Origin of the sequence: Streptomyces sp. NPDC051136, from assembly GCF_044455745.1 — a bacterium.
GTDB lineage: Bacteria > Actinomycetota > Actinomycetes > Streptomycetales > Streptomycetaceae > Streptomyces.
In genome coordinates this window covers 78263-100859 of sequence record NZ_JBITFE010000016.1, presented here as the reverse complement: position 1 = coordinate 100859, position 22597 = coordinate 78263, and the positions used below count along the sequence as shown (strand labels likewise).

The window sequence follows — 22597 nt, the reverse complement described above, 5'->3', positions numbered from 1 at the left end:
TCCAGGCGGAATCGCCCCCGCCCGAGGCCGACCGGCGACCAGGGGCTACCCGTCGGTAGCTCTTACTGACAAGGTGTCTACGCACCATCGTCGTTCATCCGTTCCCGTGAACACGTGTTCTTGCATCACATGTTCACGGCAAGGAGCACCAAGGAGCCCCGTGTCCGCAACGCTCTCCTTCACGGCCCCCACCGAGCACGGTCCGCAGGACGTCACCCTCGCCTACGCGCGCGTGGGTGAGGGCGAGCCGCTGCTGCTGCTGCACGGCATCGGTCACCACCGGCAGGCCTGGGACCCGGTGGTCGACATCCTCGCGACCGAGCGCGAGGTGGTGGCCGTGGACCTGCCGGGGTTCGGGCAGTCGCCCGCACTCCCGCACGGCCTGCCGCACGATCTGCCGACGACGACCGCGATACTCGGCGCCTTCTGCGCGGCGCTGGGTCTCGACCGGCCGCACGTGGCCGGCAACTCGCTGGGCGGTCTGCTGGCCCTGGGGCTCGGCCGCGAGAACCTGGTGCGGTCGGTGACGGCCCTGTCCCCGGCCGGTTTCTGGACGCAGGCCGAGCGGCGCTATGCCTTCGGCGTCCTGACGGGGATGCGCCGGACCGCCCGGAGCCTGCCCCTCCCGCTGGTCGAGCGGCTGTCCCGCACCGCGGTCGGCCGCACCGCGCTGACGAGCACGATCTACGCCCGCCCCGCCCGCCGCTCCCCCGAGGCGGTCGTCGCCGAGACGCTGGCGCTCGCGCACGCGCAGGGGTTCTCCGAGACGCTCCGGGCCGGACGGAGCGTGCTGTTCACCGACGACGTGCCCGGCGTCCCCGTCACCGTGGCGTGGGGCGACCGGGACCGGCTGCTCCTGCCCAGGCAGGGCATACGCGCCAAGCACGCCATTCCGCGGGCCCGCCTGGTGCGGCTGCGCGGCTGCGGCCACGTCCCGATGAACGACGACCCGGCGCTGGTCGCCCGCGTTCTCCTGGACGGCAGCAGGGCTCAGTCGGCCAGGGCCCTGAGGACCTCCTTCAGCACGGTCGGGTTGTAGGGCATGCTCACGTGCGGGGTGTGGTCGTCCGGGTCGATGTCCTGGAGGACGATGTTGTTGACGTAGCGGCCCTCGGTCTTCGCGAGGGCGCACGACGTGTACGGAGTGACCACGTCGTCGTACTGGGTGGCGATGACGGTGTGGCGGACGCCCTCCGTCGTCTCGCCGAGACCGGCCAGCTCGCGCTGGAAGGGGTGGTCGTGCTGGAGTTGCGGCCAGGCCGGCACGACCTCCCCGACGTCGCCCTGTTCGAGGAGTTCCACCGCGCCGGGAATCTGGCGGGCGAGGTTCATCAGCCCCTGTGCCGTGACTCCGTGGTTGCTGGGCGCGATGCCGACGAAGTTGCGCACCTTGGGTCCTCCGCCCAGGGCGTTCAGGTAGTAGCGCGGCATCATGCCGCCCTGCGAGAAGCCGACGACGTCGACCTGCTGGGTGCCGGTGCGGCGCAGCACCTCGTCGACGAAGTCGGCCAGTTGCCGGGCGGAGCGCTTGATGTCGCCGAGGCCGAAGATCACGGGGTTTCCGTGCTGGCCGTAGTCGAGCCGGAAGACACGGTGGCCGTTCTGCCGCAGCAGGGGTGCCGCCGTGCTCCACGTGTAGCCGCGGTTGCCGAAGGTGCCGTGCACGAGCACCACCGGACGCGGATGCTCCTCGGTGGGCGGGGTGTTCCAGTCGTCCTCTCCCGCCGGTACGTCGACGGTGGCGATGATCTGCGCCCCGCCGGCCTGGGCGACCGCACCCAGGCGGTGCGGGGCCTCGGTGATGTCCGCGACGACGTCGTCCGAGTTGGCGCCGGGGACACGGGGATCGAGGAAACTCACGGTCTTTTCCTTTCGTCGGGGGATGGAGAGACCTGAGTGACCGGCGGCGACCGGCGGAGAGGTCGTTCGGACGGCCGCTGCCGCCGCCTGGAGATGCTCACGGTCAAGGAGCGGCCGGCTCCCGCTCCGGTTCGGCGGGGCAGCTCCTGAAGGCGAGTACGGCGTTGTGGCCGCCGAACCCGAAGGAATGGCTCAGGGCGAGGTCGACGGGCTGCGCCCGGCTGGTGCCGGTGACGGCGTTGATCTCGGCGTCTGATTCCTGCTTCTCGAGGTTGGCCACGGGAGGCACCCGGCCGTGGGCCACGGACAGGGCGGTGATCGCCGCTTCGACCGCCCCGGCCGCACCGAGCAGGTGGCCGAGGGTGCCCTTGACCGAGGTCACGGAGGGCCCGTGCGGGAAGAGGCGACGGATCATGCGGGCCTCGGCGGCGTCGTTGAGGGGCGTGCCGGTGCCGTGCGCGTTGATGTGCTGCACGTCCGCGGGGCCGGCGCCGGCGTCGTCGAGGGCCCGCCGCACGGCGAGGGCGGCGCCCTTGCCCTCGGGGTCGGGTGCCACGGGGTGGTGGGCGTCGGACGATGCCCCGTAGCCCGCCAGCAGGGCGTAGCCGGAGCGTCCGCGGGCCCTGGCCGCGCTCGCCGGCTCCAGGACCAGGGCCGCACCGCCCTCCGCCATGACGAAGCCGTCCCGGTCGGTGTCGAAGGGCCGGGAGGCGGCCCGCGGGTCGTCGCCGCGCCGGGACAGCGCGCCCATCCGGTCGAAGCCGGTGACCCAGAAAGGCTGTACGACCGCGTCGGAGGCCCCCGCGACGGCGATGTCGCAGGCCCCGGAGCGCAGGAGTTGCAGGGCGGTGCCGATGGCGGTGGCTCCGGAGGCGCAGGCGGTGACCGTGCACAGCGCCGGGCCCCGGGCCCGCAGATGGATGGTGAGCTGTCCGGTGGCCATGTTGGGCAGGAACATCGGCAGCAGCAGCGGTGAGACGCGTGCCGTGCCCAGTTCGAGCAGTTTGCGGTGCTGTTCCAGCATGGTGCCGGTGCCGCCGGCCGAGCTGCCGAAGACCACCGCGACGCGGTCCGCGTCCCAGTCGGCCGGGTCAAGGCCGGCGTCGGAGACCGCCTCCAGGGCGGCGTAGAGGGCGAACTGGGTGAAGCGGTCGTACTGCCAGGGGCGTGAGCCGGGGACGTGACCGCGGGGGGAGAAGTCCGGCACGAGGCAGGCGAAGTCGACCGGGAGACCCTTGAGTTCGGGGACGTGCCGGGCGGTGGGGCGGCCCGCGCACACGCCGTCCCAGGTGGCCTCGCGGCCGGTGCCGGCCGGAGTGACCAGGCCGATACCGGTGACGGCGACGTCGGGACGGGCGCCGGTCACGACTTGACGGCCTCGACCATGAGGTCGGCCACGCCGGCCAGGGTGAGGTCCGGGTCGGCCTCGCCGTCCTGTACTTCGATGCCGAGTTCCTCGGTGAGTACGACGAAGAGCTCCACCACGGCCAGCGAGTCGAGGTCCAGCTGCTCGAAGGTCGCGGTGGGGACGATGACCTCGGTGGGCACTTCGAACTTGTTGCTGAGCACTGAGGTGAGCAGCTCGTAGGCGCGGCTGTGGGGTGTGGTGTCGGTGGTCATGTCAGGGGTGTCCTTTCCGGACCGAGGGGCGGTACCCCGGGGGTGGCGGGGTTCCGGGTGGTGGGATCCCGCGGTGGCGGGGGTCCGTAGTGCGGGGTTCCGTAGTGCGGGCTTCCGCGGTGCGGGGTTCCGTGGTGCGGGGTTCCGTGGTGCGGGGTTCCGTGGTGCGGGCTTCCGCGGTGCGGAGTCCCGCGGTGGTGGGATCCCGCGGTGGCGGGTCGGCGGGTCAGCCGAGCGCGGCCGGTGCCTCCAGCTCCTCCTTGACGTCCTTGAGCAGGGCCATCGCGTCCCTGCCGTTGACCACCCGGTGGTCGTAGACCAGCCCGAGGTGGACGAACCGGTGGGTGCGAGGCGTGCCCTGCGCGTCCAGGAGCACCTGGTCGTCGACGGCGCCGACGGAGATCACGCAGGTCTGGCCGGGGAAGACGATGGGGGTGGCCAGGACCAGGCCCTCGGTGGTGTGCGGGGCGACCATGATGTTGGCCCCGGTGAGTTCGGCGGCCTGGAACGTGCCCCGGAACGCCTTGCTCCGGAAGCCGGTCAACAGGTCGGCGATCCGGTCGCCGCTCAGCTCGGCGGCGTCGTGCACCACCGGGGTGTACAGACCTCGGCCCGCGTCCATGGTGACGCCCACATGGGCCCGTTCGCTCTCGCGCACCGCGCCGTCGTCGGTGAGCGCGGCGAACATCAGGGGGTGGGCCGCGTGCCGGCGCGCCACCGCCTTGATCAGCAGGACGGGCAGGGAGACGAAACTGCCGGTGCGCTCGGACAGCTGCCGGGCCAGTTCCTCCGCCTGTCCGACGTCGACCTTGGCGTAGGCCGCCGCGGCCGGAACGGTTCGCATCGACTCGGTCACCACCGCCCCCACCGTCCGCTGCCGCTTGGACAGTTGACGCTCGGTGGAGGCGGACGCCGACGCGGCCCGCCGCACCAGGGCCTCGACATCGGCCGTACGGACGACCGTGCGCCCGAGACCGCGGAGCTCGGCCTCCGACACGCCGTGGCGTTCGGCGAGCGCACGGGCCGCGTTGGTGATGCTCGGCTCGGCGCCGGGGGGTGCGGATGCCGACGCCGGGGCGGAGGCCGACGCCCGGTAGGAGTCGCGCTCCTCGGCCGACTCGAAGAGGTAGGCGATGGTCTGCCCCGGCCTGCATTCCTGGCCGCCGCCGACGAGGACGTGCAGGATTCCGGAGCCGGTGCTCTCGATCTCCTCACTGGCCTTGGAGGTCTCCACGACCGCCAGCGGCTCCTCGCCCTTGACGTTGTCGCCGTCGGGGACGAGCCACTCGACCAGGGTGTAGCTGGAGTCGTTCGTGTTGAGCGTGGGCAGCTCGACGCCGATCACTTCGTCGCCTCCGTGATCGCGCGGTGGATGGTGGACGGCTGGAGCAGCACACCGTGCTCCAGGTGCGCCGCGGTCGGCACGATGCTCGGCTCGGCGCTCAGCGGCAGTACCGGGCGGGCCAGCCGGCTCCACAGCTGTTCGTGGATCTGCTGGGCGAGCAGCTCGCCCCAGGTCCCGTCGGCCGTGGAGTCCTCCATGACACAGATGCGGTCGGCCCGGGACAGCACCGGGAGCAGCGCCTTGCAGTCGAAGGGGTAGAGCTGGGAGGGCACCAGCAGTTCACACGTGATCTCCTCTTCGAGGAGCAGGGTGCGCAGGGCGGTGACGGCCCGTTCGGTGAGCCCGCCCGGGGCCAGGAGGATCCAGTCAGGGGCCCCGCAGTCCGGCGCGAACACCCGGGCGGTCTCGCTGGGATCGGCCAGCACCTCGTAGCGGAAGAGGTCGTCCACGACCCCGTCCTGGTACATGGCGCGGGTGTAGAGCACCTTGTCCTCGAAGAGCACACCGGGCTCCCCGCGGTCGAGCATCGCGGTCAGTACGCGCCGGTTGTCGTGGAACGGGGAGACTTCCCGCAGGTGCAGCGAGGGAATGCCGAGGAAGTGCTTCTGCAGGCTCTGGCTGTGCGTCGGGCCGTACCCCCGGTTGCCGCCGGTGGGGCAGCGGACGACCATGCTCATCGGGACCCTGCGGCCGTACATCGACACGGACTTGGCGGCGAAGTTCAGCAGCGGGTCGAAGGCCAGCGCGGCGAAGTCCGAGAACATCATCTCGACCACGGACCGGTTGCCGGACAGGGCCAGTCCCGCGCCCACGCCGGCGATGCCGCCTTCGCTCAGGGGTGAGGACAGCACCCGGTCCGGGAAGCGGTCGGAGAGCCCCCGGGTCACCTTGAACGCCCCGCCGTAGGGGTCGGCGACGTCCTCGCCGATCAGGTACGTGCCGGGGTGGGCGCCGAGGAGGTGGTGCAGTGCGCTGTTGAGGTTCTCGGCCACGCGCTGGCGCCTGGTCATCGGACCTCCCATCGGGACGCCGGACGCGCGCCGACCTCCCGTACGACGGCGGCGACGGCCTCCGCCTGCTCCTGATCGGCGGCGGCGAACTGTGCCGGATGGTCCTGCCGGTAGCGGCGGTACCAGTCGTGCCGGGCCGCCCGCTCACGGACCTCCGCCGCGCGGGTGTCGTCCCCCTTGCTGTGCGGGCCCACGCGGTGGGTGACGCACTCGACCACGTACGGCCGGTGCCGGTCGCGGACCTGCTCGACCACGGGGGTGAGGGCGGCCCGTACATCGGTGACGTCCACGGAGTCGATCCGCAGGTGACCGACGCCGAAGGCCGCCGCCCGGGCCGCGACGGTGCCGGACATCTGCCGCTCGGTCGGTGTCGACTGGGCGATCCCGTTGTGCTCCACCACGACGAGCACCGGGACCTGCCACAGCTGCGCCATGTTGAGCGCCTCGTACACGGCCCCCTCGCCCCAGGTGCCGTCGCCGATGTGGACCACCGCGATCCGGCCCGGCTCGGCCCGCTTCAGGTGCAGGCCGACTCCCACGGCGACGGGCAGGCTCTGACCCTGTACGCCGGTCGACAGGTAGCGGTCGCGGTAGATGTGCTGGCTGCCGCCCACACCGTGGCAGACGGCACCGGCCCGCCCCATGATCTCCGCGAGCAGACCGTGCGGGTCGTGGAAGCGGGCCAGGTAGTGGCCGTGCCCGCGGTGGTTGCTGAAGACGTGGTCGCCCTGGTCCAGCAGCGGGTAGAGCGCGACGGGGATGTACTCCTGGCCGAGGCAGGTGTGCGTGGTGCCGTGCAGCCGGCCCTGGGAGAACAGCTCGAGCACGGCCAGTTCGAAGTGGCGGATCATCAGCAGGGTGCCGAGATCGGCGTCGGACAGACGGGACAGGGGGCGGGCCACGACACCGGCTTCGGGTGCGCCGACGGGCCTGAGGTCGGCCGCGGGGGACGCGGACGTGACGTTCATGCGGTACTCCTTACGGAAGTTCGACCACCTGGGCGCACCAGGTCAGCCCGGCGCCGAAGCCCAGCAGCAGCGCCTTGTCGCCGGGCCGTACGGTGGCCGAGGCGAGCAGCGACTCCAGGGCCAGCGGGATGGACGCCGAACTGGTGTTGCCGTCGGTGACGATGCTGCGGGCGATCGCCACGTGCGCGGGCGGGCGCAGTCGGCGCACCATCGCGTCGATCAGCCGCCCGTTGCACTGGTGCGGCACGAAGGCGCCGATGTCGTCCCAGGTGAGGCCGGCCGCGTCGAGTGCGTCCTGGGCCACTTGCGGCATGTGCGAACCGAACCAGCGGACCACCCGGGTGCCGTCCATGTGCATGTACGGACCGGCGGCACCGGGTTTGGGCGGGGCGCTGGTCATCCAGGGCTCACCGGGGCCGTGGGTTCCCCACACCGCCGGTCCGATCCCGGCGTGTTCCGCGGCGCTGACCACCGCGGCCCCGGCGGCATCGCCGAAGACCATGACGGTCGCGCAGTCGTCGGGGTCGGTGATGTCGCTCAGCCGCTCGGCGGCGACGACCAGGACGTGACGCGCCTGCTGTGCGGCGATGAGTCCGGAGGCCAGGGTCAGCCCGTAACCGAACCCGGCGCACCCGCCGTTGACGTCGAACCCGCCGGCCCGGCCGGCTCCGATGCGGTGGGCGAGACCGGCGGCCCGGCACGCTGCCTGGCCGACGCTGCTGGCGGAGGAGAACAGGACGCAGTCCAGGTCCGCGGCGAGCAGGCCCGCCTGGGCCAGGGCCTTGTCCGCCGCCTGCGCGGCCATCTCGACGAAGGTCTCGTCGGCGTCGGCCTTCAGCCGGGTCCGGATCCCGGTGATCTGCTCGATCCAGCCCTTCTCATGGCCGAACCTGGTGTCGAGTTCGGCGCTGGTGAGCAGGCCACCGGGGCGGTAGGCGCCGATGCCGGTCAGCCGCCCCGCGCCCCGGGCCATCAGTGGGCTCCGTCCGCCGCGGCGACGGCTGCCTGGCCGTTCACGTAGTCGAGGGTCCGCCGGACGGTGCGCAGGTCGTGCACCGCCTCGTCCGGGACGGGAACGCCGAAGCGCTCCTGGATCCGCTCGGCCAGTTCGATGACGGCCATCGAGTCGAACCCCAACGAGGTGAAGGGGGCGTCGGCCGACTGCTCCGAGAGCGCCCGGGCCGCTTCGGCGCCGGCGATCTCGGCCACCATCGCCACCAGGTCTTCCAGAGTGAAAGGGGACATGCGGAAACTCCAGCTCATGAGGTGCGGGGAGGGTGACGAGAGGGACGGGAGGAGAGGACCGCGCGCGGGTGTCACCGGGCGGGCAGCACGGCGTCGCGGCCCAGGAACGCGAGCATCCTGCGGAAGTAGTCGGAGTCGAGCACGGGCGGGGCGCGGTGCGCGGACGGCGCGGTGGCGCCGGCGGTGTCCTGCCCTGGGGCCGGGATCATCTGCCGGAGGGTCTCTCCGGCCAGCCGCAGGGTGCTGCGGGGGACCTCGTCGCCCAGGTCGCGAAGCCGCTCCAGCCAGGTGTCGAACGGAACGAGCGGAAGGTCGACACCCGCGTCCGCGAAGCCCTGGAAGTACGACCTGAAGGGCAGTGGCTCGGGATCGATCACATGGAACACCTGTCCTCGGGCCGGCCGGCTCAGGGACAGGTCGACGATGGCACGGCTGGTGAAGTCGACCGTGCCCACCGGCAGGAGACCGGGGTGGTCGGGGGCGCAGCCGGCGCGGATGCTCGCCGTCGTCAGGTGGACGAACCAGTCCGACTTCCCCACCAGGCCGGTGCGCGAGTCCGCCAGGATCACGCCGGGCCGGTGCACCATCGTGGGCGATCCGCGGTCCGCGGCCTGCGCGACCAGCTGCTCGGCGACCCATTTGGTGGCGCAGTAACCGGAGACACCGGTACCGGCCTCCCGGGCCGCCGGGATCACCCCCATCGTCGAGATGTAATGCACGGGAATCCGGCGGGTCCGGGTCGCCAGTCTCAGGATTTCCAGGGTCCCCGACACATTGCAGCCGCGCAGGATCGGGTAACTCGCCAGAAGATTGACCCAGGCACCGCAGTGGTAAATGACGTCGATGCCGTGCGAGAGCTTCGAGAATTCCTCGTCGGGCAAGCCGAACCGCGGCTTCGCCAGGCTGCCGGGAACGACGTCGATCCGGGACATGTGGTGCTCCGGCACATCCCGGGCGCGTAACTGCCCGGCGAGCCGCTCCCGGGCCTGAGCTGCCGAATCCGCTCTGACCAGGCAATGGATTCGAGCGTCGGTGGCATCCAGCAGGTCGGCGAGCAGGAAGCCGCCGAGGAATCCGGTGGCTCCCGTCAGCAGAATTCTCTCAGGCGGCCCTTCGGGAACATACGCCAGAGACGACGCATCGATTTCCTCCGGAAGTCGCAGATCGTCGGTGAGCGGGAAACCGGCCATACCAACACCGCATTTCAGCACAGGTGGGATTCGGTCCTGCTCTCAACACTCCCCGTACCTCACGAGGTCTAGTACAGAAATCTTCCACCAGTGGGAGCACAGGGCGCATCCTCCTGACCGTCACCCGCACCCGCACCATCACCACGGGTGAGTAGGGCTCATTCATTCGAACAGGCCACGCCGTCCGAATGGACGGCCGGAACGTACGCCCGGCGCGCGTCACCGGTATCGCGCGCCGCCGGTTTCACCCCAACGCGCTTACGCGGACGGAGTGTTGCGAAAGGGAGAGCCGGGGGCGGGGGCGGCCCGAGCGTAAAGACAGATGAGACAGACACAGCCAAGAGGTCGCGAAGAAAGGGGGGTTGATTCATGGCCGCAGGGCCCGAGATGCCGACTGGCCCCGATTCCGCTGCCAGCAGGGCGAGTTCACACTCCGATCCACCGAAGGTGTGGCCGGAGGCATGGCAGCCTCTGCTCGGCCGCCCGGCCCTCGCGGAGCTGCTCGGGCACCCCCTCGCGGGCGCCGCGCTGACGGAGATGCGCCGGCTCCTGCCACCCCGGGTCGCCGTGCACTCCCTGCGGGCGTTCCTGCTGGCCGACGCCGGTGCGCGGTCCCACGGGACCGCCTACGACCGGGTCGGCCTGCTGGCCGCGGCGGCGTTCCACGACGCCGGGCTGGTAGGGCGCACGCCGCTCGGCCGCGGTGGATTCCCGTTCCGCTCGGCCCAGTTGCTCGACCGTTTCCTGGCCCGGCACCAGGTGGGCACGGCGCGGCGCACGACCCTCACCCGTGCGGTGCGCGAGCACATGCGGCCGTTCCCCGCGCGTGATGCCGGGCCCGAGGCGCGGCTGCTGCACTTCGGCGTGTGGCTGGACGTCACCGGACGCGGCGCGCGGCAGGTGCCGCGCGAACGGCGGCGGCTGGCCGAACTGGCGCCCACCCCTTGGTTCACCGTGTCCTTCTCCGCCCGGGTGATGGCCTGCGGGCTGCGCCGGGTGCTGCCTGGCTCCCCGGTCACCCACCGGTGACCGGGGAGCCAGGCGACTCGCTCCTCCCGTCGCGAAAGGAACCGCAGACATGCAAGAAGACCAGCGTGTTTTCGATGTCGCCATCGTCGGAGGCGGCATCGGCGGGACGATGCTGGGGACCGTACTCGCACGTCACGGCGTGCGCGTGCTGCTGCTCGAAGGCAGCGGCCACCCCCGGTTCGCCATCGGAGAGTCCACCGTCCCCGAGACCACGTTCGGGCTCCGGGTCCTGGCCCGCCGCTACGACGTCCCCGAGCTCGAGCACCTGGCGACCAACGCGGCACTGCGCCGTCACGTGTCGTCGAACAGCGGCGTCAAGCGCAACTTCAGCTTCATCTACCACCGGGAAGGTGAGCCCACCCGGCCCGACGAGTGCACCCAGTACCCCACCTGGGGACCTCCGCTCGGTCCCGACTCGCACTACTTCCGGCAGGACGTGGACGCGTACATGTTCCACGTCGCCGTGTCCTACGGCGTGACCGCGTACACCCACACCATGGTCGACGACGTGAAGTTCGAGGAGGACGGCGCGACTCTCGTCACCCGGGACCGGGGCACCTTCCGGGCTTCGTACGTGGTCGACGCCGGCGGCATGCGGGCGGTCCTGCCCGAGCGCCTCGGGCTGCGGCAGGAACCGCCCTACCGCACGAGGTCGCGCACGGTTTTCACGCACATGGTGGACGTGCGCCCCTTCGACGCCGTGGCGCCTTCGCGGGCGCAGCACGGCATGCCCAGCCCGTTCAGCCAGGGAACGCTCCACCACATGTTCCCGGGCGGCTGGTTCTGGGTGATCCCGTTCGACAACCAGTCGACCAGCACGAACCAGTTGTGCAGTGTCGGCCTCAACCTCGATCTCGACCGGCACCCCCGGCGGGAGGACATCTCGGCGGAGGAGGAGTTCTGGCAGTACGTGCGCCGGTTCCCCAGTGTGGCCCGGCAGTTCGAGCGGGCGCGGGCGGTCCGGCCGTACGTGTCGACCGACCGCACCCAGTTCGCCTCGCAGAAGGTGGTCGGCGACCGGTGGTGTCTGCTGCCGCACGCCAGTGACTTCATCGACCCGCTCTTCTCCAGCGGTCTCGCCGTCACCGTGATGGCACTCAACGCACTGGGCCACCGGCTGATCGACGCGGTGCGCCAGAACGACTTCGACACCTCCCGGTTCGCGTACCTGGACCACTGGACCAAGCGCATGTTCCGGTTCTACGACGACCTGGTGTCCTGCAGCTACATCGCGTTCGACGACTTCGACCTGTGGAACGCCTGGAACCGCGTGTGGACCATCACCACGCTGTACGGCACGAACGCCCAGAACCAGGTCGCCGTGACGTTCGAGAAGACGCACGACCCGGCCTGTTTCGACCAGCTGGAGCTGCCGCCGTACCGAGGTCTCCAGGGCATGGACAACCCTTGGGTGGAGCGGATGTTCGACCAGTCCCGGGACGCCGTACTCGCCTATCGAGCAGGTGAGTTGACGAAGGAGCAGGCGATCACACGCATCTACGAGCTGCTGGGCGAGAGCGGACTGGTCCCGTCGGTGTGGGGCACCCTGGACCCCGAGGACCGGTGCCCGTCCGGGGTGTTCACCCTCTGGCCGCTGATGAAGATCCTGCTGTGGGGCAAGTACCGCTCGCCCCAGCACGTCCGGGGCTCCTACTTCACCGGCGGAGCGCGGCTGGTGGGCAGGGAAGCGGTGCAGGCGTACACCACCGAGCTGCGCGCCGGCAGCTCCCAAGTGCACCAGACCGTACGGGACATGTGGCTCAACTGGAACCGCGACTGGGCGCGGCGGCCCGCTCCTCGGAAATGAGCACGGAGAAACATTCCTGCCGACTGGCGGAAGCACATATTCCGGTTTGCCGCTCCAGGGCCTCGGGTAGGAAATCCACATGGCCGAACAAATGGAAAATCGGCCGCGGTTCTCCCTGCCCAATCCGAGAGACAACGGGCTGCAATCCACAATGGTGCGACGATCCACCTGCCAATCGCCCGCTGAATGCTCCTGGGAAGAAATCTTCCAGCATCAGGACCGCCTCATGCGGCTGGTTCGGCGAAGACTACCAAGTTTTCAGGACGCCGAGGACTGCGTTCAGGAAACCATGGCCCGGGCAGCCGCCCACGCCACGTTGGACAGAAATCGGCTCGGTGCCTTTCTGACGTCCGTGGCGCTTCGCCTCTGCATCGACTTCTACCGTGACATGGAGCGTCGCAGCAGACTCCTCCAGCGTGCGGCGTTCGCGGACACCCCCGGCACGACCGAGGAGGACGTCTGCGACGAGGACTTCGGCAGATGGCTGCTCGGCCAGGTGAGAAACCTGCGGGGGCGTGAGCAGGAGGTCATACTCGCCCGCGCCAAGGGCATTTCCACTGCGGAATTCGCCCGCATGCACAACATCTCCGTCAAGGCAGCCGAAGCCGCCTTCACCAGGGGCCGCGCACGCTTGAAGAACGTCTGCGCGAAAGCCTTGGAAGGCTGCGCCCGCTAACACCCAGAACCCACGCCCCTCCCCTCGCAAAAAAACGGAAAGGGACCACACTCATGGGTAAAAGCAAGAACATCCAAGACATCGCCAAGGATCTGGTCGGTGATATGACCGACAGCTGGAAGGAGGCTTTCGACGACCTCCTGAACCGAGACGACGACTCAGGATCGTCGCGCGGCTCCGGCAACGCCGTCGACACGCTGGCCGGTCTGCCCCCGAACGCCCTCGCCGCACTGGCCGGGGCCCTCAACCCGGCGACCGCGCTCGCGGGTGTCGCCAATCCACTGGCCGCCCTCGGCGGGATCGGGGCAGCCGGCAACCCGCTCGCGGGCCTCACCGCGGGCGCGGCACAGAACCCCCTGGCCGCGCTCACCGGTGCCGCGGGCGGCGGCAACCCGCTCGCGGCCGCGCTGGGCGGGGCGGGCAACCCCCTTGCCGCGCTGGGCGGGGCGGCCAACCCGCTCGCCGCGGTCGGCGGCGCGGCCGGTGCGCTCGGCGGGCTCGGTCAGCTGGCCGGAGGCCTCGGACACGCGGCGAGCGGGGCGGGCGACCTGATGGCGCTCCCGGGCCAGCTCACCCAACTGCTCCAGGTGCTGCCCAAGCTCCTGGAGGCCGTCCAGGGCCTCCAGAACCTGACCAACCTGCCGGCCCAGGCCGGGCAGCAGGGGCTGGCGGCCCTCCAGGGCCTGACCGGTCAGCAGGGGCAGGGCGGAAAGCCGTCCCAGGGCGGACAGTCCTCGACCCCGCGCTGACCGGCCGTGCCACCGTCCCGTCCGGCCGTCTCCGTTGCGCACACCGACCGCCGTTCCGTACCCGCGTCCCGATCTGAGGAGGATCACACACGATGACGTCTGTCGTCGGCGATCGGCTGCGTCTCGTGGTCAGGGTTCTGGGCAGCCTCGTGGCCGACGAGGTGGGACAGGCGACCCGGCTGCGGAGGCGGACGAGGCGGGACACGCGGTTCCCGGCGGAGGACGGCAACGCCTCCGCCGGGTCCGCCGTCGGTGCCTCGGCCGGGGCGGAGCAACGCCGCGCCAAGGCGGTGCGGCAGGCCCTGGAGAGCCTCGGGCCCTTCTATGTGAAGCTCGGCCAGATCCTGTCCACCCGGCCCGACATGGTCCCCCAGTCCCTCCGGGACGAGCTGCAGAACCTGCACGACCAGGTCGACGTCCAGCCGTTCTCGGAGTTCGAGCCGGTACTGGCCCGGGACCTCGGGGCGGACTGGAAGCTGCGCTTCGACGACATCGAGACCGTCGCCCCGCTCGGGGCGGCGTCCCTCGCGCAGGTCTACCGTGTGACGCTGCCCGGCGGGCGCGCGGCCGTGGTGAAGATCCAGCGACCCGGCATCCGCGAGGGCGTACTCGCGGACATGGCCCTGATGCGCCGGGCGGCGAAGATCGTGGCCCGCGTCGCTCCCCGGTTCAACGAGGTCATCGACATCGAGGCGATGCTCGGCTCGGTCTTCGACGCCATGGAGCCGGAGCTGGACTTCACCGGCGAGGCCCGCAACATGGACGAGGCGCGCGGGCAGGTCCGGTCGTTCCGTTCGCTGGAGGTGCCCCGGGTACTGCACGCCAGTCCCCGGGTCCTCGTCCAGTCGCTGGCCGACGGGAAGTCGGTGCGGCACGTCGACCGCGCCCACTTCACGGACGACGAGCGCGTGGAGATCGGCAAGGACCTGCTGCGGTTCATGTACCACGGGTACTTCGTCCATCGCTTCTTCCACGCCGACCCGCACGCCGGCAACGTCTTCGCCGCTCCCGGCGGACCCGCGACGCTGATCGACTGGGGCATGGTGGGCCGGCTGGACCGCAGGACCAGTCTTCAGCTGCTGCCGCTGTTCATGACCTTGGCGCAGAACGACGGGGCCGGGCTGGCGCAGCACTGGGCGGAGATGGGCCGGGTGACGCCGTGGGCCAACATGCCCGCGTTCGCCGCCGACATGGCCGCGTTCGTGCCCAAGGTCTCGCATCTCTCGCTGGAGGACATGAACTTCGGCGTGGCGCTCACCACCGTGCTGGCCAAGGCGACCAAGCGCGGGATCGGTTCGCCGCCGGCCGTCTCACTGCTGGGCAAGTCCTTCGCGAACCTCGACGGTTCGGTGCGGTGCCTGGCTCCCGAGATCACGCTGCCCGAGGTGTTCCAGGGGGAGGTGCCGAAGATCCTTTTCGCACTGGGCCGCGAGTTCCTCGGCCGCAACCAGTTCGCCCGGAACTCCATGGAGCTGCTGCTGGCCGCCGTCACCAGTCCCGAACAGGTCCGCGGCGTCCTCTCCGACGTGGCCAACCGTCAGTTCGCACTGAACGTCCACGAGCCGCGCACCCCCGCCGCGATGGGCGGCCAGCGGCCCAACCGCCCCTCCGCGAGCCTGCTCGCGCTGGGTGCCGCGGCCTACCTGCTGGGCCGTCGCCGCTCCGGCTGACCCGGGCCCGCACAAGCCATCCCCCCTACCCCGCTCTGCCCCGCCTCAAGGAGATCCCATGCCGCAATCCGCACCTTCGCAGTCACCGTTCGCGCCGGCCTCCGCGGCCCCGGGCGGCATTCCCAGCGCGGCGCTCTGGACGGCCGCCGCGCACGCGGCGGAGTGCCTCCGGCCCGCGCCCCTCGTCCGTGACCCGTGGGCCGCCGACCTCCTCCACGCGGCCGGGTTCGACGGAGGCCCGCCCGGCGAGGGAACGATGCAGCGTCTGCTGCCCGACTGGCAGGTGGTGCGCACCCGCTTCTTCGACGACCACCTTCTCACCGCGGCCCGTTCGGGCTGCCGCCAGGTGGTGGTGCTCGGCGCCGGCCTGGACACCCGTGCCTTCCGGCTCGACTGGCCGACCGGGGTGCACATCTTCGAGGTGGAGGACCCGGCCGTACTGGCCTTCAAGGAACAGGTACTGGACGGGAGCGGGCTCTCCTGCGGACGCCGCACCGCCGTCGGAGCCGGCGGCACGGCATGCTGGCGGGAGGAACTCAGGGCGGCGGGATTCGACCCCGGCAGGCCCACCGCGTGGCACTGCGAGGCACCCCTGTACTTCCTCCGGCCCCCGGAGGTCGAGGCCGTCGTCGCCGCGATGACCGAACTCTCCGCGCCCGGAAGCACGTTCGGCGCCGAGTGCGTCAATTCCGCGACCACGTCCTCTCCGCTCGTCGCGCCCTTCATGGACGCCCTGTCGACGATCGGACTGGCCTGGAACTGGCAGCTCGCCGAGCCGGAGCGCTGGTGGGCGGAGCACGGCTGGGACGCGGGGGTCGCCGACCCGTTCACGCTGCCGTACGCGGTCGAGCGCCTCTCCCCGTATCTGCCGCTGATCGGCACGGCCGCGGCGGAGAGCGTCTTCCTCACCACCGGAACGCTGCGCGGCACTGCCTGACACGGCAGCACGCGCCGGCCCCGGACCATGCGTCCGGGGCCGGCGCGTGCTGCCGTGCCTACGGCCGCTCCAGCTCCAGCAGCGCCGCGAGCCACAGGTCGGGGAGTTCGTCCGCGGTCGCCAGGGCCTCGTCGTGCACGACGGTCAGGCACGCGGTGTCGTGCTGGCTCGTCAGCGTCGTCACGCACCGGATGCCCGACGCGACGCCGGCGAAGGCGGCCGTGCGACGGGCCGTGGCCCCTTGGTGGACCAGGGGCGTGCCGAAGTTCACGCTGCTCACCGGGCCGGCCACGAACGACCCGTGGACCAGGCGGGTGCCGACGGTGGCGCCGAGCGTCCGCGGGGACGCGGCCAGCAGCAGGCGCATGGCGTCGCGCCGCCGGCTCTCCCGCAGCCGGCCCGTACGGGCGACGACCCGGGCCAGTGCCCGCCGGGGTGACTCCTCGTCGCAGGGGAGCAGGAGCCGGGCGGTGACCATGCGGTTGCCCGGGGCGTACTCCTCTCCCGGGGCCCGGACCGACATCGGGATCGACACGGGCAGCGGCGGATGGGCCGAGCCGGTCTCCTTCAGGTACCAGGTGCGGACGGCGTGGGACAGTGCCGCGAGGTAGACGTCCGTGACCGTGCCGCCGTGGGCGCGGGCGACGGCGCGCAGCCGGGCCAGCGGGGTGTCGGCGTGGCAGACGTCGACGCGGCCCGAGGATTCTCCGTCGAACGCGGGTTTCGGGGTGGGTGCGCGGAAGGCGGCCACCACCTCGCCCAGGGCGTCCGCGAGGCCGTGTGCGGTGGGCCGGGCGGGAAGCTGTGGGGCCGGTCCGCCCTCGGGGTGGTCTCCGAGGAGAGCGCGGGCGGTGTAGGCGGCGCCCATGCCGTCCTGGAAGGTGTGGTCGGTCCGGTAGACCAGGGTGTGGCGGCCCGCCGGGCCGTGGACCAGCCACACGTCCCAGGGCGGCCGGTCGTCCGTGCTCATCGGCCGGGACAGCATCAGGCGGCTGGTCGCCGACCCGTCGGTGTCCTCGGGGAGCCATGCCTCGTGCACGTGCCGGTCCACCGCGATCCGGTCCACTCGCCGGAATCTCCTGCGGTCCCGTGCGATGCGGTAGCGCGACGCCGGGACGTGGTGGACGCGTTCGGCGACCCGCGCGCGTACGGAGTCCAGGGTGGGGGCACGGCCTTCGAACCCGAAGGTGAGCGCGAGGGGGATGGGGCTGCCGCCCGCCGCCAGGTGGAAGGCGACATCTGCGGTTCCCATGGACAGGGACGGCGGCAGGCGGCCGTCCGTGCTGAAGGCAGGTCGCATGGTGGAACCTCCTGGTCGGGTTCTGAGGGTCTGCGGGGCAGCGGGTTCGCAGGGCAGCGGGTTCGCGGGGCAGCAGGGCTGTGGGGTCGCAGTCGCGGAGCCGGTGTCCGCGGTCTGCGGTCTGCGGTCTGCAGTCTGCAGTCTGCTGAGCCGGGGTACGGATGCGGGCCGCGCCCGCCGTCAGCATGTGTGCCGCGCGATTCGCCCCATGGCGTCCACGTACGCCCGCAGCAGGGGCCGAGCGGGTCCGCGGGCCGGCAGGCGCGGAGCGCGGGAACGGTGCCAGGGGAGCGGTTCGCCGGGTTCCGGCTCGCCCAGCAGGGCCGCGGCCACGTGCGCGCCGTGCGCCACGGACAGGGCGAGTCCGTGCCCGCAGCAGCCGCCGATGTACCAGACGTCGTCGAAGCCCGGCACCGGCCCCACCACCGGCAGGTCGTCGCCCGTCATACCGATGCGGCCGGACCAGCGGTGGGTGACCCGTACCCGGGCGAGGTCCGGATGCAGGGACCGCAGCCACCTCTCCAGCCGGGCCCAGGCACGCTCTCTGACGGCCTGGAGACGGGGAGCGCAGACACCCGCCGGGACCGTGGCGGTACCGCCGCCCGCCACCAGGCCCCGGTCCGGGAGCAGCCGGAAGTACGGCGCCATCGGGACGGCGTCGACGACGGAGTGACCGGCGCGCCCGCCCAGTGCCTCGTAGGCGGGGGTGCTCAGCGGTTCGGTGGCGACGGCGTACACCTCGAGCGGCAGGACGGTGCCGACCGGAAGGTCCAGTGCCTGCGCGGCCGAGTTGACGGCCAGCACCGCCTGACCGGCGTAGAGCCTGCCGTGCGGGAGGACCAGCTCGGGGCCGACCAGATCGCCGGGGCGGAGGGCCAGCAGCGGGCTGCGGCCGTAGAACCGCACGCCTTTGTCGGCGCAGGCACGGGCGAGGGCGCAGGTCAGGGCGGCCGGGTCGAGGGTCGCGGCGGGGCGGTGCAGGAGTGCCGCCCGGTAGGGCACGCCGACCCGGTCGCGGATACCGGCCGGGGTGAGGACGGGGACGTCCAGACCGAGTTCGCGGCAGGCGCGGGCCTGGCGGGCCAGTGCCACCAGGCCCGCGGACGACCGCGTGGCCACCAGCTGCTCGCCGGGCCGCAGCCCGCAGGGCACGTCGAGCCGGGCGCACAGGGCGAGGACGTCCCGCACCGCCCGTTCACTGGCCAGGTGCATCCTGCGGGCCGTCCGCGGGCCGAAGCGGCGCACCGCGCGGTCGACCGCGGGGCCGGCCCGGGGGCCCAGCAGACCGGTGCCCCGGCCGCTGGCGCCGGCGGCCGGGTGCTGGGCGTCCACCACCGCGATGTCGAGCCCGGGGGCACGCTCCGCCAGGTGGTAGGCGCAGGACAGCCCGGCCAGCCCGGCCCCGACGACGGCCACGTCCGCGGTGACCACGCCGTGCAGCTGGGGCTGCGTCGGCAGTTCCGCGGGGTCCCAGTACGGCGTTCCGGCCGGCGGCCCGGTCATCCGGCGGCGTCCGGCACCGGCTCGGTCAGCGCACCGAACCGGCGATCGTGCCACAGCAGCGGGCGTCCGCCGCCCACGTGCACGGCGGCGACCCGGCCGACCACGAGGTGGTGGTCGCCGTAGCGGCGTACGTCCTCGGTCAGGCACACCGACCAGGCGAGCGCGCCGGCCAGCACGGGGACGCCCAGCACCTGCCGGGTGTCGGTGCCGGCGAACCGCTCCGCCGCGGTCGTGGCGGGGGACGCGAACCGGCCCGCGAGCTCCCGCTGTTCCTCGCGCAGCAGGTGCACGGCGAAGACCCGCCGGCCGCGGACGGCCGCGAGGGTGCGGGAGCCGTCGCGCAGACAGGCCAGCAGCAGCGGCGGGCGCGCGGAGAGCGAGGTCACGGCGGACACCGTCATACCGAGCGGGCCGTCCGCGCCGCGGGCGGTCACGACGGTCACCCCCGCGGCCAGCTTGGCGTAGAGGCCGAGGCAGCGCGCGGCACCCGGCCCCGGTTCCTCGTGCAGCGGTTCCACGTGCGGCGGATCGGCGGCCGGTGGCGGGGCGCCCGCGACGGCCGCCCGGTCAGTCACGATCCGCAGCCGTGCGCTCATCGATCACCTCCGCGTCCGCCAGGCCCCGCAGCACGCGGGCGATGTTGGTGCGCAGGGTCGACTCGGCCACCGGGTCGAGTACCTCGGCCATCGAGGGGATGCCGAGGTCGAAGGCCGCGGTGAAGACGACGAGCGTGCCGCCGTCCCTCGCCTCGCAGCGCCAGCTCCCCTCGAAGGCATGGAAGTCGCCGCTGAGCTGTTCGAAGGCGATGGAGTACGTCTCGGGCGAGTAGGTGTCGCGTTCCCGCCACCGCATCAGGCCGCCCCGGAACTCGACGGTCCAGTCCGAGACCGTCGAGCCGTCGGGCAGCGCAGGCTCGACGTGCACCTCGCGGAAGGTGTCGCTGTAGTCGGGAAAGCGGCGGAAGTCGCTGATGCGGCCGTAGACGTCGGCGGGTGCCAGTCCGTCGGCGAGGGCGTGCAGTACCACGTGGCGCATGGGTCGTTCGGTTCCTTCCCGCAGGGTTTCCGGACGCCGGTGTCCGGAGCTGGTGGCAGGCGCCGGCTTAAGGAGCGGGCGCCGGGAGCCGGTGTCAGCCGGTCATGCGGTCGGCCGTGCTGCGCAGGGCCGCGCCGAGGGTGGTGAGGAACAGGTCGAGCGCGGAGTCCTCGACCACCGCGGGCGGGGTCAGCCGCAGCACCCGGGTGGAGTTGAGGGAGTTGTTGACGAGCACACCTCGGGAGATCAGTTCCAGCATGAGTTCGCCGACCGCCTGTTCCTCGGCGAACTCGATGCCGATCAGCAGCCCCCGGCCGCGCACTTCGCGCACCAGTGTGCCCTCGTACGGCGCGCACACGTCCCGTACGGCGGCGAGGATGCGCAGGCCGAGCGCGGCGGCCCGGGCCACGGTGTCCTCCTCGTCCATCGCCCGCAGGGTGGCGAGGGCGGCGGCACAGGCGATCGGCGACGCGCCGAAGGTGGAGGTGTGCAGGTAGGGGTCGCGGCTGAAGGGGGCGTATGCCTCGGCGGTGGCGACCATCGCGGCGACCGGTACGACACCGCCGCTGAGTCCCTTGCCGACGAGCAGCACGTCGGGACGCACGTCCTCGGCGTCGACGCCCCACCAGGCGCCCAGCCGTCCCATGCCGGTCTGGATCTCGTCGACGACCAGCAGGGCGCCGTACTCGCGGCACAGCGCCTGCACCTGACTGAGGTAGCCGTGGCGCGGGATGCGTACGCCGCCCTCGCCCTGGACGGGTTCGAGGATGACGCAGGCCCGGTCGCGGCGTGCGGCCAGCGCCTGTTCGAGGTCGGCCGGGTCGTCATAGGCCACCTGGGCGACGTCCGGGAGCAGGGGCTGGAAGGGCGTCTGGTACGTGGCGTTGGCGGTGACGCTGAGCGCGCCGAGGGTCTTGCCGTGGAAGCCGCTGCGAGTGGTGATCACCGAGGAGAAGCCGTGCGCGCGGGCCAGTTTCAGGGCCGCCTCGGTGGCCTCGGCGCCGGAGTTGACGAAGTGGACGTAGTCGAGGCCGGGCGGGGTGTGGGCGGCCAGGGCCTGGGCGGCCAGGGCGGCGACGGGTTCGAGGAAGACGCGGCCGGCCAGCGGATGGGTGTCGATCTGCCGGTGCACCGCTTCGACGACGGCCGGGTGGCGGTGGCCCATGATGAAGACGCCGTAGCCGCCGAAGTCCAGGAACCGGCGGCCGTCGTCGGCGTGGATCCAGGTGCCCTCGGAGCGGATCTCGGCCATGCCGCCCATGACGCGGCCCATCACGCCACGGCCGGAGCCGATGTGCTTGAGGTAGAGGTCCACGACGTCGGGCCGGTCGGTCGGCGCGGCGGTCCCGGAGCGCGGGGTGGAGCCCCCGGAGGACGGGGCAGAGCCCCCGGAGAACGGGGCAGAGGACGGAGTTGAGGACCCGGAGGGCGGCGTGGCGGTGTCCGGGCGCGGCCCGGCGGTCCCGGCGGACGGGGCACAGGCCCCCAAGGACGGTCCGGCAGGCCCGGTGGACAGGGGGGACGCACTCATGACGCCACCCCCATCGCAGCGGCCGCGGCGGCTCCGTTCCGGGTGAGCAGGCCGCCCTTCTCCCCCGCCCAGCGCTCCGCGTTGCGCACGAGCGCGGCCCTGATGTCGGCCCGGGTCGGGCGGGTGCCGCAGTCGGGTTCGCCGAGGGAGGTGTCGAACGGCAGGTCACGCTGGCACACCAGCAGCAGTTCCGCGTGGTGCTCCAGCCGCCGCCGCAGGGACGCGGGCAGCGAGGTGCCTTCCAGCATGGGCAGCAGCAGCCGGTGCACGGCATCGACGGGGACGAACCGGGGCCGCCGGGGCCGGTGCAGGCCGTGGCGTACCGCGACGTCCGCGCAGACGTCGGCGAACTCCCCCAGACCGATGGCCTCCTTGCCGGCCGTCAGCCAGAACTCGCCGTCGGCCACACCGCCCCGGACCAGGTCGCCGATGGCCCCCGAGACGTAGTCCTGGGGCACCACGTCGATCCGGGACTCGGGGACCCCGGGCAGCACCGGGATCTGCCCCAGAACCATCGAGCCGATCGTCCTGGTCAGTCCCTGCTGACGGGCGATCCGCCCGCTGACGGAGTCACCCATGACGAGCGAGGGCCGGACGATGGCGCCGGGCACGCCCGCCTCGCGTGTCATCTGTTCGGCCGTGGCCCTGGAGTCGAGGTAGGCGGCGGCACCCGGGAAGCGCCGGCGGCCTTCCTCGGTGGGGGCGTCGGCCACGAACGCGGTACTCACCAGGTACAGCGGGGCGTCGGCCCGGGCCGCCAGGTCGAGCATGTTGTCGGCACCACGCAGGTTGGTGCGCGTGATGTCCTGCGGCGGAGTACGCCAGTTGGTCTCGGCGGCGCAGTGCACCACCACGTCCACCTCGAGGGCCAGTTCGTGCCAGGCCAGTGGGCTCAGGCCGAGCCGGGGAGCGACCAGGTCGCCCCGGAGCTCGCGCACCCGTGGATCGCGCAACGGTGTGTCGCGGCGCAGGCACAGCAGGTCGAAGTCGGGTGACAGCTCGTCGATCAGGGCACGTCCGAGTACTCCGGAACCGCCGGTGAGCAGCAGGGAGGGGCGGTCGCGCCGTCCCGTACGGCCGACGGGCAGGAGGGCGAGACGCTGGTTGTCTGACGGCATGGGG

Annotated in this window: 22 protein-coding genes; 7 read left to right on the top strand and 15 right to left on the bottom strand. The window is 72.2% G+C overall.

The genetic code is table 11. The features are described 5' to 3' along the window. Positions 1–160 precede the first annotated feature (160 nt). Entirely contained in the window at positions 161–1039 is an 879-nt protein-coding gene (locus ACIBCJ_RS34600) for an alpha/beta fold hydrolase (protein WP_365979698.1), read from the top strand. Here ACIBCJ_RS34600 and ACIBCJ_RS34595 read toward each other — a convergent pair. The 9 genes from ACIBCJ_RS34595 to ACIBCJ_RS34555 form a co-directional block, all read right to left on the bottom strand. Then, positions 991–1860 (bottom strand): alpha/beta fold hydrolase, encoded by an 870-nt coding sequence (locus tag ACIBCJ_RS34595; RefSeq protein ID WP_365979697.1) that lies wholly within the window; start codon positions 1858–1860, stop codon positions 991–993. The two genes, ACIBCJ_RS34600 and ACIBCJ_RS34595, sit on opposite strands and share 49 nt — an antisense overlap. Positions 1861–1963: 103 nt before the next feature. Continuing rightward, on the bottom strand, positions 1964–3226 hold the full coding sequence (locus ACIBCJ_RS34590; protein ID WP_362096643.1) for a beta-ketoacyl-[acyl-carrier-protein] synthase family protein: 1263 nt from the start codon (positions 3224–3226) through the stop codon (positions 1964–1966). Next, positions 3223–3480 carry a phosphopantetheine-binding protein gene (locus tag ACIBCJ_RS34585; RefSeq protein ID WP_362096646.1) on the bottom strand — a complete coding sequence of 86 codons (258 nt, stop codon included), beginning with the start codon at positions 3478–3480 and terminating at the stop codon, positions 3223–3225. Before ACIBCJ_RS34585 ends, ACIBCJ_RS34590 begins: the two co-directional genes overlap by 4 nt. Before the next feature lie 226 nt (positions 3481–3706). Then, the gene (locus tag ACIBCJ_RS34580; protein WP_365979696.1) at positions 3707–4825 is read right to left on the bottom strand and encodes a 2-oxo acid dehydrogenase subunit E2; all 1119 of its coding nucleotides are present in this window, start codon (positions 4823–4825) and stop codon (positions 3707–3709) included. Continuing rightward, positions 4822–5835, bottom strand: a complete 1014-nt coding sequence (locus tag ACIBCJ_RS34575) for a transketolase C-terminal domain-containing protein (RefSeq protein WP_365979695.1) — start codon at positions 5833–5835, stop codon at positions 4822–4824. Before ACIBCJ_RS34575 ends, ACIBCJ_RS34580 begins: the two co-directional genes overlap by 4 nt. After that, a complete protein-coding gene (locus ACIBCJ_RS34570; RefSeq protein ID WP_365979694.1) occupies positions 5832–6803 on the bottom strand; it encodes a thiamine pyrophosphate-dependent dehydrogenase E1 component subunit alpha in 972 nt (323 codons plus the stop codon). Before ACIBCJ_RS34570 ends, ACIBCJ_RS34575 begins: the two co-directional genes overlap by 4 nt. A gap of 10 nt (positions 6804–6813) precedes the next feature. Beyond that, on the bottom strand, positions 6814–7776 hold the full coding sequence (locus ACIBCJ_RS34565; RefSeq protein WP_365979693.1) for a ketoacyl-ACP synthase III: 963 nt from the start codon (positions 7774–7776) through the stop codon (positions 6814–6816). After that, entirely contained in the window at positions 7776–8048 is a 273-nt protein-coding gene (locus ACIBCJ_RS34560) for an acyl carrier protein (protein ID WP_362096661.1), read from the bottom strand. The genes ACIBCJ_RS34565 and ACIBCJ_RS34560 overlap by 1 nt, the downstream gene beginning before the upstream one ends. A gap of 71 nt (positions 8049–8119) precedes the next feature. Then, a complete protein-coding gene (locus tag ACIBCJ_RS34555; protein ID WP_365979692.1) occupies positions 8120–9238 on the bottom strand; it encodes a thioester reductase domain-containing protein in 1119 nt (372 codons plus the stop codon). Positions 9239–9685: 447 nt separating this feature from the next. Here ACIBCJ_RS34555 and ACIBCJ_RS34550 point away from each other — a divergent pair, with 447 nt between their 5' ends. The 6 genes from ACIBCJ_RS34550 (at position 9686) to ACIBCJ_RS34525 (ending at position 16106) form a co-directional block, all read left to right on the top strand. Next, positions 9686–10267, top strand: a complete 582-nt coding sequence (locus ACIBCJ_RS34550; RefSeq protein WP_365979691.1) for a hypothetical protein — start codon at positions 9686–9688, stop codon at positions 10265–10267. Positions 10268–10316: 49 nt separating this feature from the next. After that, positions 10317–12074 (top strand): tryptophan 7-halogenase, encoded by a 1758-nt coding sequence (locus tag ACIBCJ_RS34545; RefSeq protein WP_365979690.1) that lies wholly within the window; start codon positions 10317–10319, stop codon positions 12072–12074. Between the two features lie 79 nt (positions 12075–12153). Then, entirely contained in the window at positions 12154–12750 is a 597-nt protein-coding gene (locus tag ACIBCJ_RS34540; RefSeq protein WP_362096671.1) for a sigma-70 family RNA polymerase sigma factor, read from the top strand. Positions 12751–12803: 53 nt separating this feature from the next. Beyond that, positions 12804–13499 (top strand): hypothetical protein, encoded by a 696-nt coding sequence (locus ACIBCJ_RS34535; RefSeq protein ID WP_362096674.1) that lies wholly within the window; start codon positions 12804–12806, stop codon positions 13497–13499. A gap of 92 nt (positions 13500–13591) precedes the next feature. Next, positions 13592–15169 carry an AarF/UbiB family protein gene (locus ACIBCJ_RS34530; RefSeq protein ID WP_362503445.1) on the top strand — a complete coding sequence of 526 codons (1578 nt, stop codon included), beginning with the start codon at positions 13592–13594 and terminating at the stop codon, positions 15167–15169. Positions 15170–15227: 58 nt separating this feature from the next. After that, positions 15228–16106: an SAM-dependent methyltransferase gene (locus ACIBCJ_RS34525; protein ID WP_365979689.1), complete on the top strand. Its 879-nt coding sequence runs from the start codon at positions 15228–15230 to the stop codon at positions 16104–16106. 58 nt (positions 16107–16164) lie between these two features. Here ACIBCJ_RS34525 and ACIBCJ_RS34520 read toward each other — a convergent pair whose 3' ends face one another. From ACIBCJ_RS34520 to ACIBCJ_RS34495, 6 genes are all read right to left on the bottom strand, one after another. Further along, the gene (locus ACIBCJ_RS34520; protein WP_365979688.1) at positions 16165–17406 is read right to left on the bottom strand and encodes a wax ester/triacylglycerol synthase domain-containing protein; all 1242 of its coding nucleotides are present in this window, start codon (positions 17404–17406) and stop codon (positions 16165–16167) included. Between the two features lie 180 nt (positions 17407–17586). After that, positions 17587–18909 carry an FAD-binding oxidoreductase gene (locus ACIBCJ_RS34515; RefSeq protein ID WP_362509727.1) on the bottom strand — a complete coding sequence of 441 codons (1323 nt, stop codon included), beginning with the start codon at positions 18907–18909 and terminating at the stop codon, positions 17587–17589. Further along, positions 18906–19505 carry a flavin reductase family protein gene (locus tag ACIBCJ_RS34510; protein ID WP_362096688.1) on the bottom strand — a complete coding sequence of 200 codons (600 nt, stop codon included), beginning with the start codon at positions 19503–19505 and terminating at the stop codon, positions 18906–18908. The genes ACIBCJ_RS34515 and ACIBCJ_RS34510 overlap by 4 nt, the downstream gene beginning before the upstream one ends. After that, entirely contained in the window at positions 19477–19944 is a 468-nt protein-coding gene (locus tag ACIBCJ_RS34505; RefSeq protein ID WP_362096691.1) for an aromatase/cyclase, read from the bottom strand. Before ACIBCJ_RS34505 ends, ACIBCJ_RS34510 begins: the two co-directional genes overlap by 29 nt. Positions 19945–20038: 94 nt before the next feature. Continuing rightward, positions 20039–21259: an aminotransferase class III-fold pyridoxal phosphate-dependent enzyme gene (locus ACIBCJ_RS34500; RefSeq protein ID WP_365979687.1), complete on the bottom strand. Its 1221-nt coding sequence runs from the start codon at positions 21257–21259 to the stop codon at positions 20039–20041. A gap of 212 nt (positions 21260–21471) precedes the next feature. Beyond that, on the bottom strand, positions 21472–22593 hold the full coding sequence (locus ACIBCJ_RS34495) for an SDR family oxidoreductase (protein ID WP_365979686.1): 1122 nt from the start codon (positions 22591–22593) through the stop codon (positions 21472–21474). Positions 22594–22597: the final 4 nt, after the last annotated feature.

Coding starts and splice junctions, on each gene's coding strand:
- ACIBCJ_RS34530 (WP_362503445.1), top strand. CDS start 13,592: ATGACGTCTGTCGTCGGCGATCGGCTGCGTCTCGTGGTCAGGGTTCTG.
- ACIBCJ_RS34535 (WP_362096674.1), top strand. CDS start 12,804: ATGGGTAAAAGCAAGAACATCCAAGACATCGCCAAGGATCTGGTCGGT.
- ACIBCJ_RS34515 (WP_362509727.1), bottom strand. CDS start 18,909: ATGACCGGGCCGCCGGCCGGAACGCCGTACTGGGACCCCGCGGAACTG.
- ACIBCJ_RS34545 (WP_365979690.1), top strand. CDS start 10,317: ATGCAAGAAGACCAGCGTGTTTTCGATGTCGCCATCGTCGGAGGCGGC.
- ACIBCJ_RS34520 (WP_365979688.1), bottom strand. CDS start 17,406: ATGCGACCTGCCTTCAGCACGGACGGCCGCCTGCCGCCGTCCCTGTCC.
- ACIBCJ_RS34575 (WP_365979695.1), bottom strand. CDS start 5,835: ATGACCAGGCGCCAGCGCGTGGCCGAGAACCTCAACAGCGCACTGCAC.
- ACIBCJ_RS34510 (WP_362096688.1), bottom strand. CDS start 19,505: ATGAGCGCACGGCTGCGGATCGTGACTGACCGGGCGGCCGTCGCGGGC.
- ACIBCJ_RS34585 (WP_362096646.1), bottom strand. CDS start 3,480: ATGACCACCGACACCACACCCCACAGCCGCGCCTACGAGCTGCTCACC.
- ACIBCJ_RS34505 (WP_362096691.1), bottom strand. CDS start 19,944: ATGCGCCACGTGGTACTGCACGCCCTCGCCGACGGACTGGCACCCGCC.
- ACIBCJ_RS34525 (WP_365979689.1), top strand. CDS start 15,228: ATGCCGCAATCCGCACCTTCGCAGTCACCGTTCGCGCCGGCCTCCGCG.
- ACIBCJ_RS34560 (WP_362096661.1), bottom strand. CDS start 8,048: ATGTCCCCTTTCACTCTGGAAGACCTGGTGGCGATGGTGGCCGAGATC.
- ACIBCJ_RS34570 (WP_365979694.1), bottom strand. CDS start 6,803: ATGAACGTCACGTCCGCGTCCCCCGCGGCCGACCTCAGGCCCGTCGGC.
- ACIBCJ_RS34555 (WP_365979692.1), bottom strand. CDS start 9,238: ATGGCCGGTTTCCCGCTCACCGACGATCTGCGACTTCCGGAGGAAATC.
- ACIBCJ_RS34565 (WP_365979693.1), bottom strand. CDS start 7,776: ATGGCCCGGGGCGCGGGGCGGCTGACCGGCATCGGCGCCTACCGCCCC.
- ACIBCJ_RS34495 (WP_365979686.1), bottom strand. CDS start 22,593: ATGCCGTCAGACAACCAGCGTCTCGCCCTCCTGCCCGTCGGCCGTACG.
- ACIBCJ_RS34540 (WP_362096671.1), top strand. CDS start 12,154: ATGGCCGAACAAATGGAAAATCGGCCGCGGTTCTCCCTGCCCAATCCG.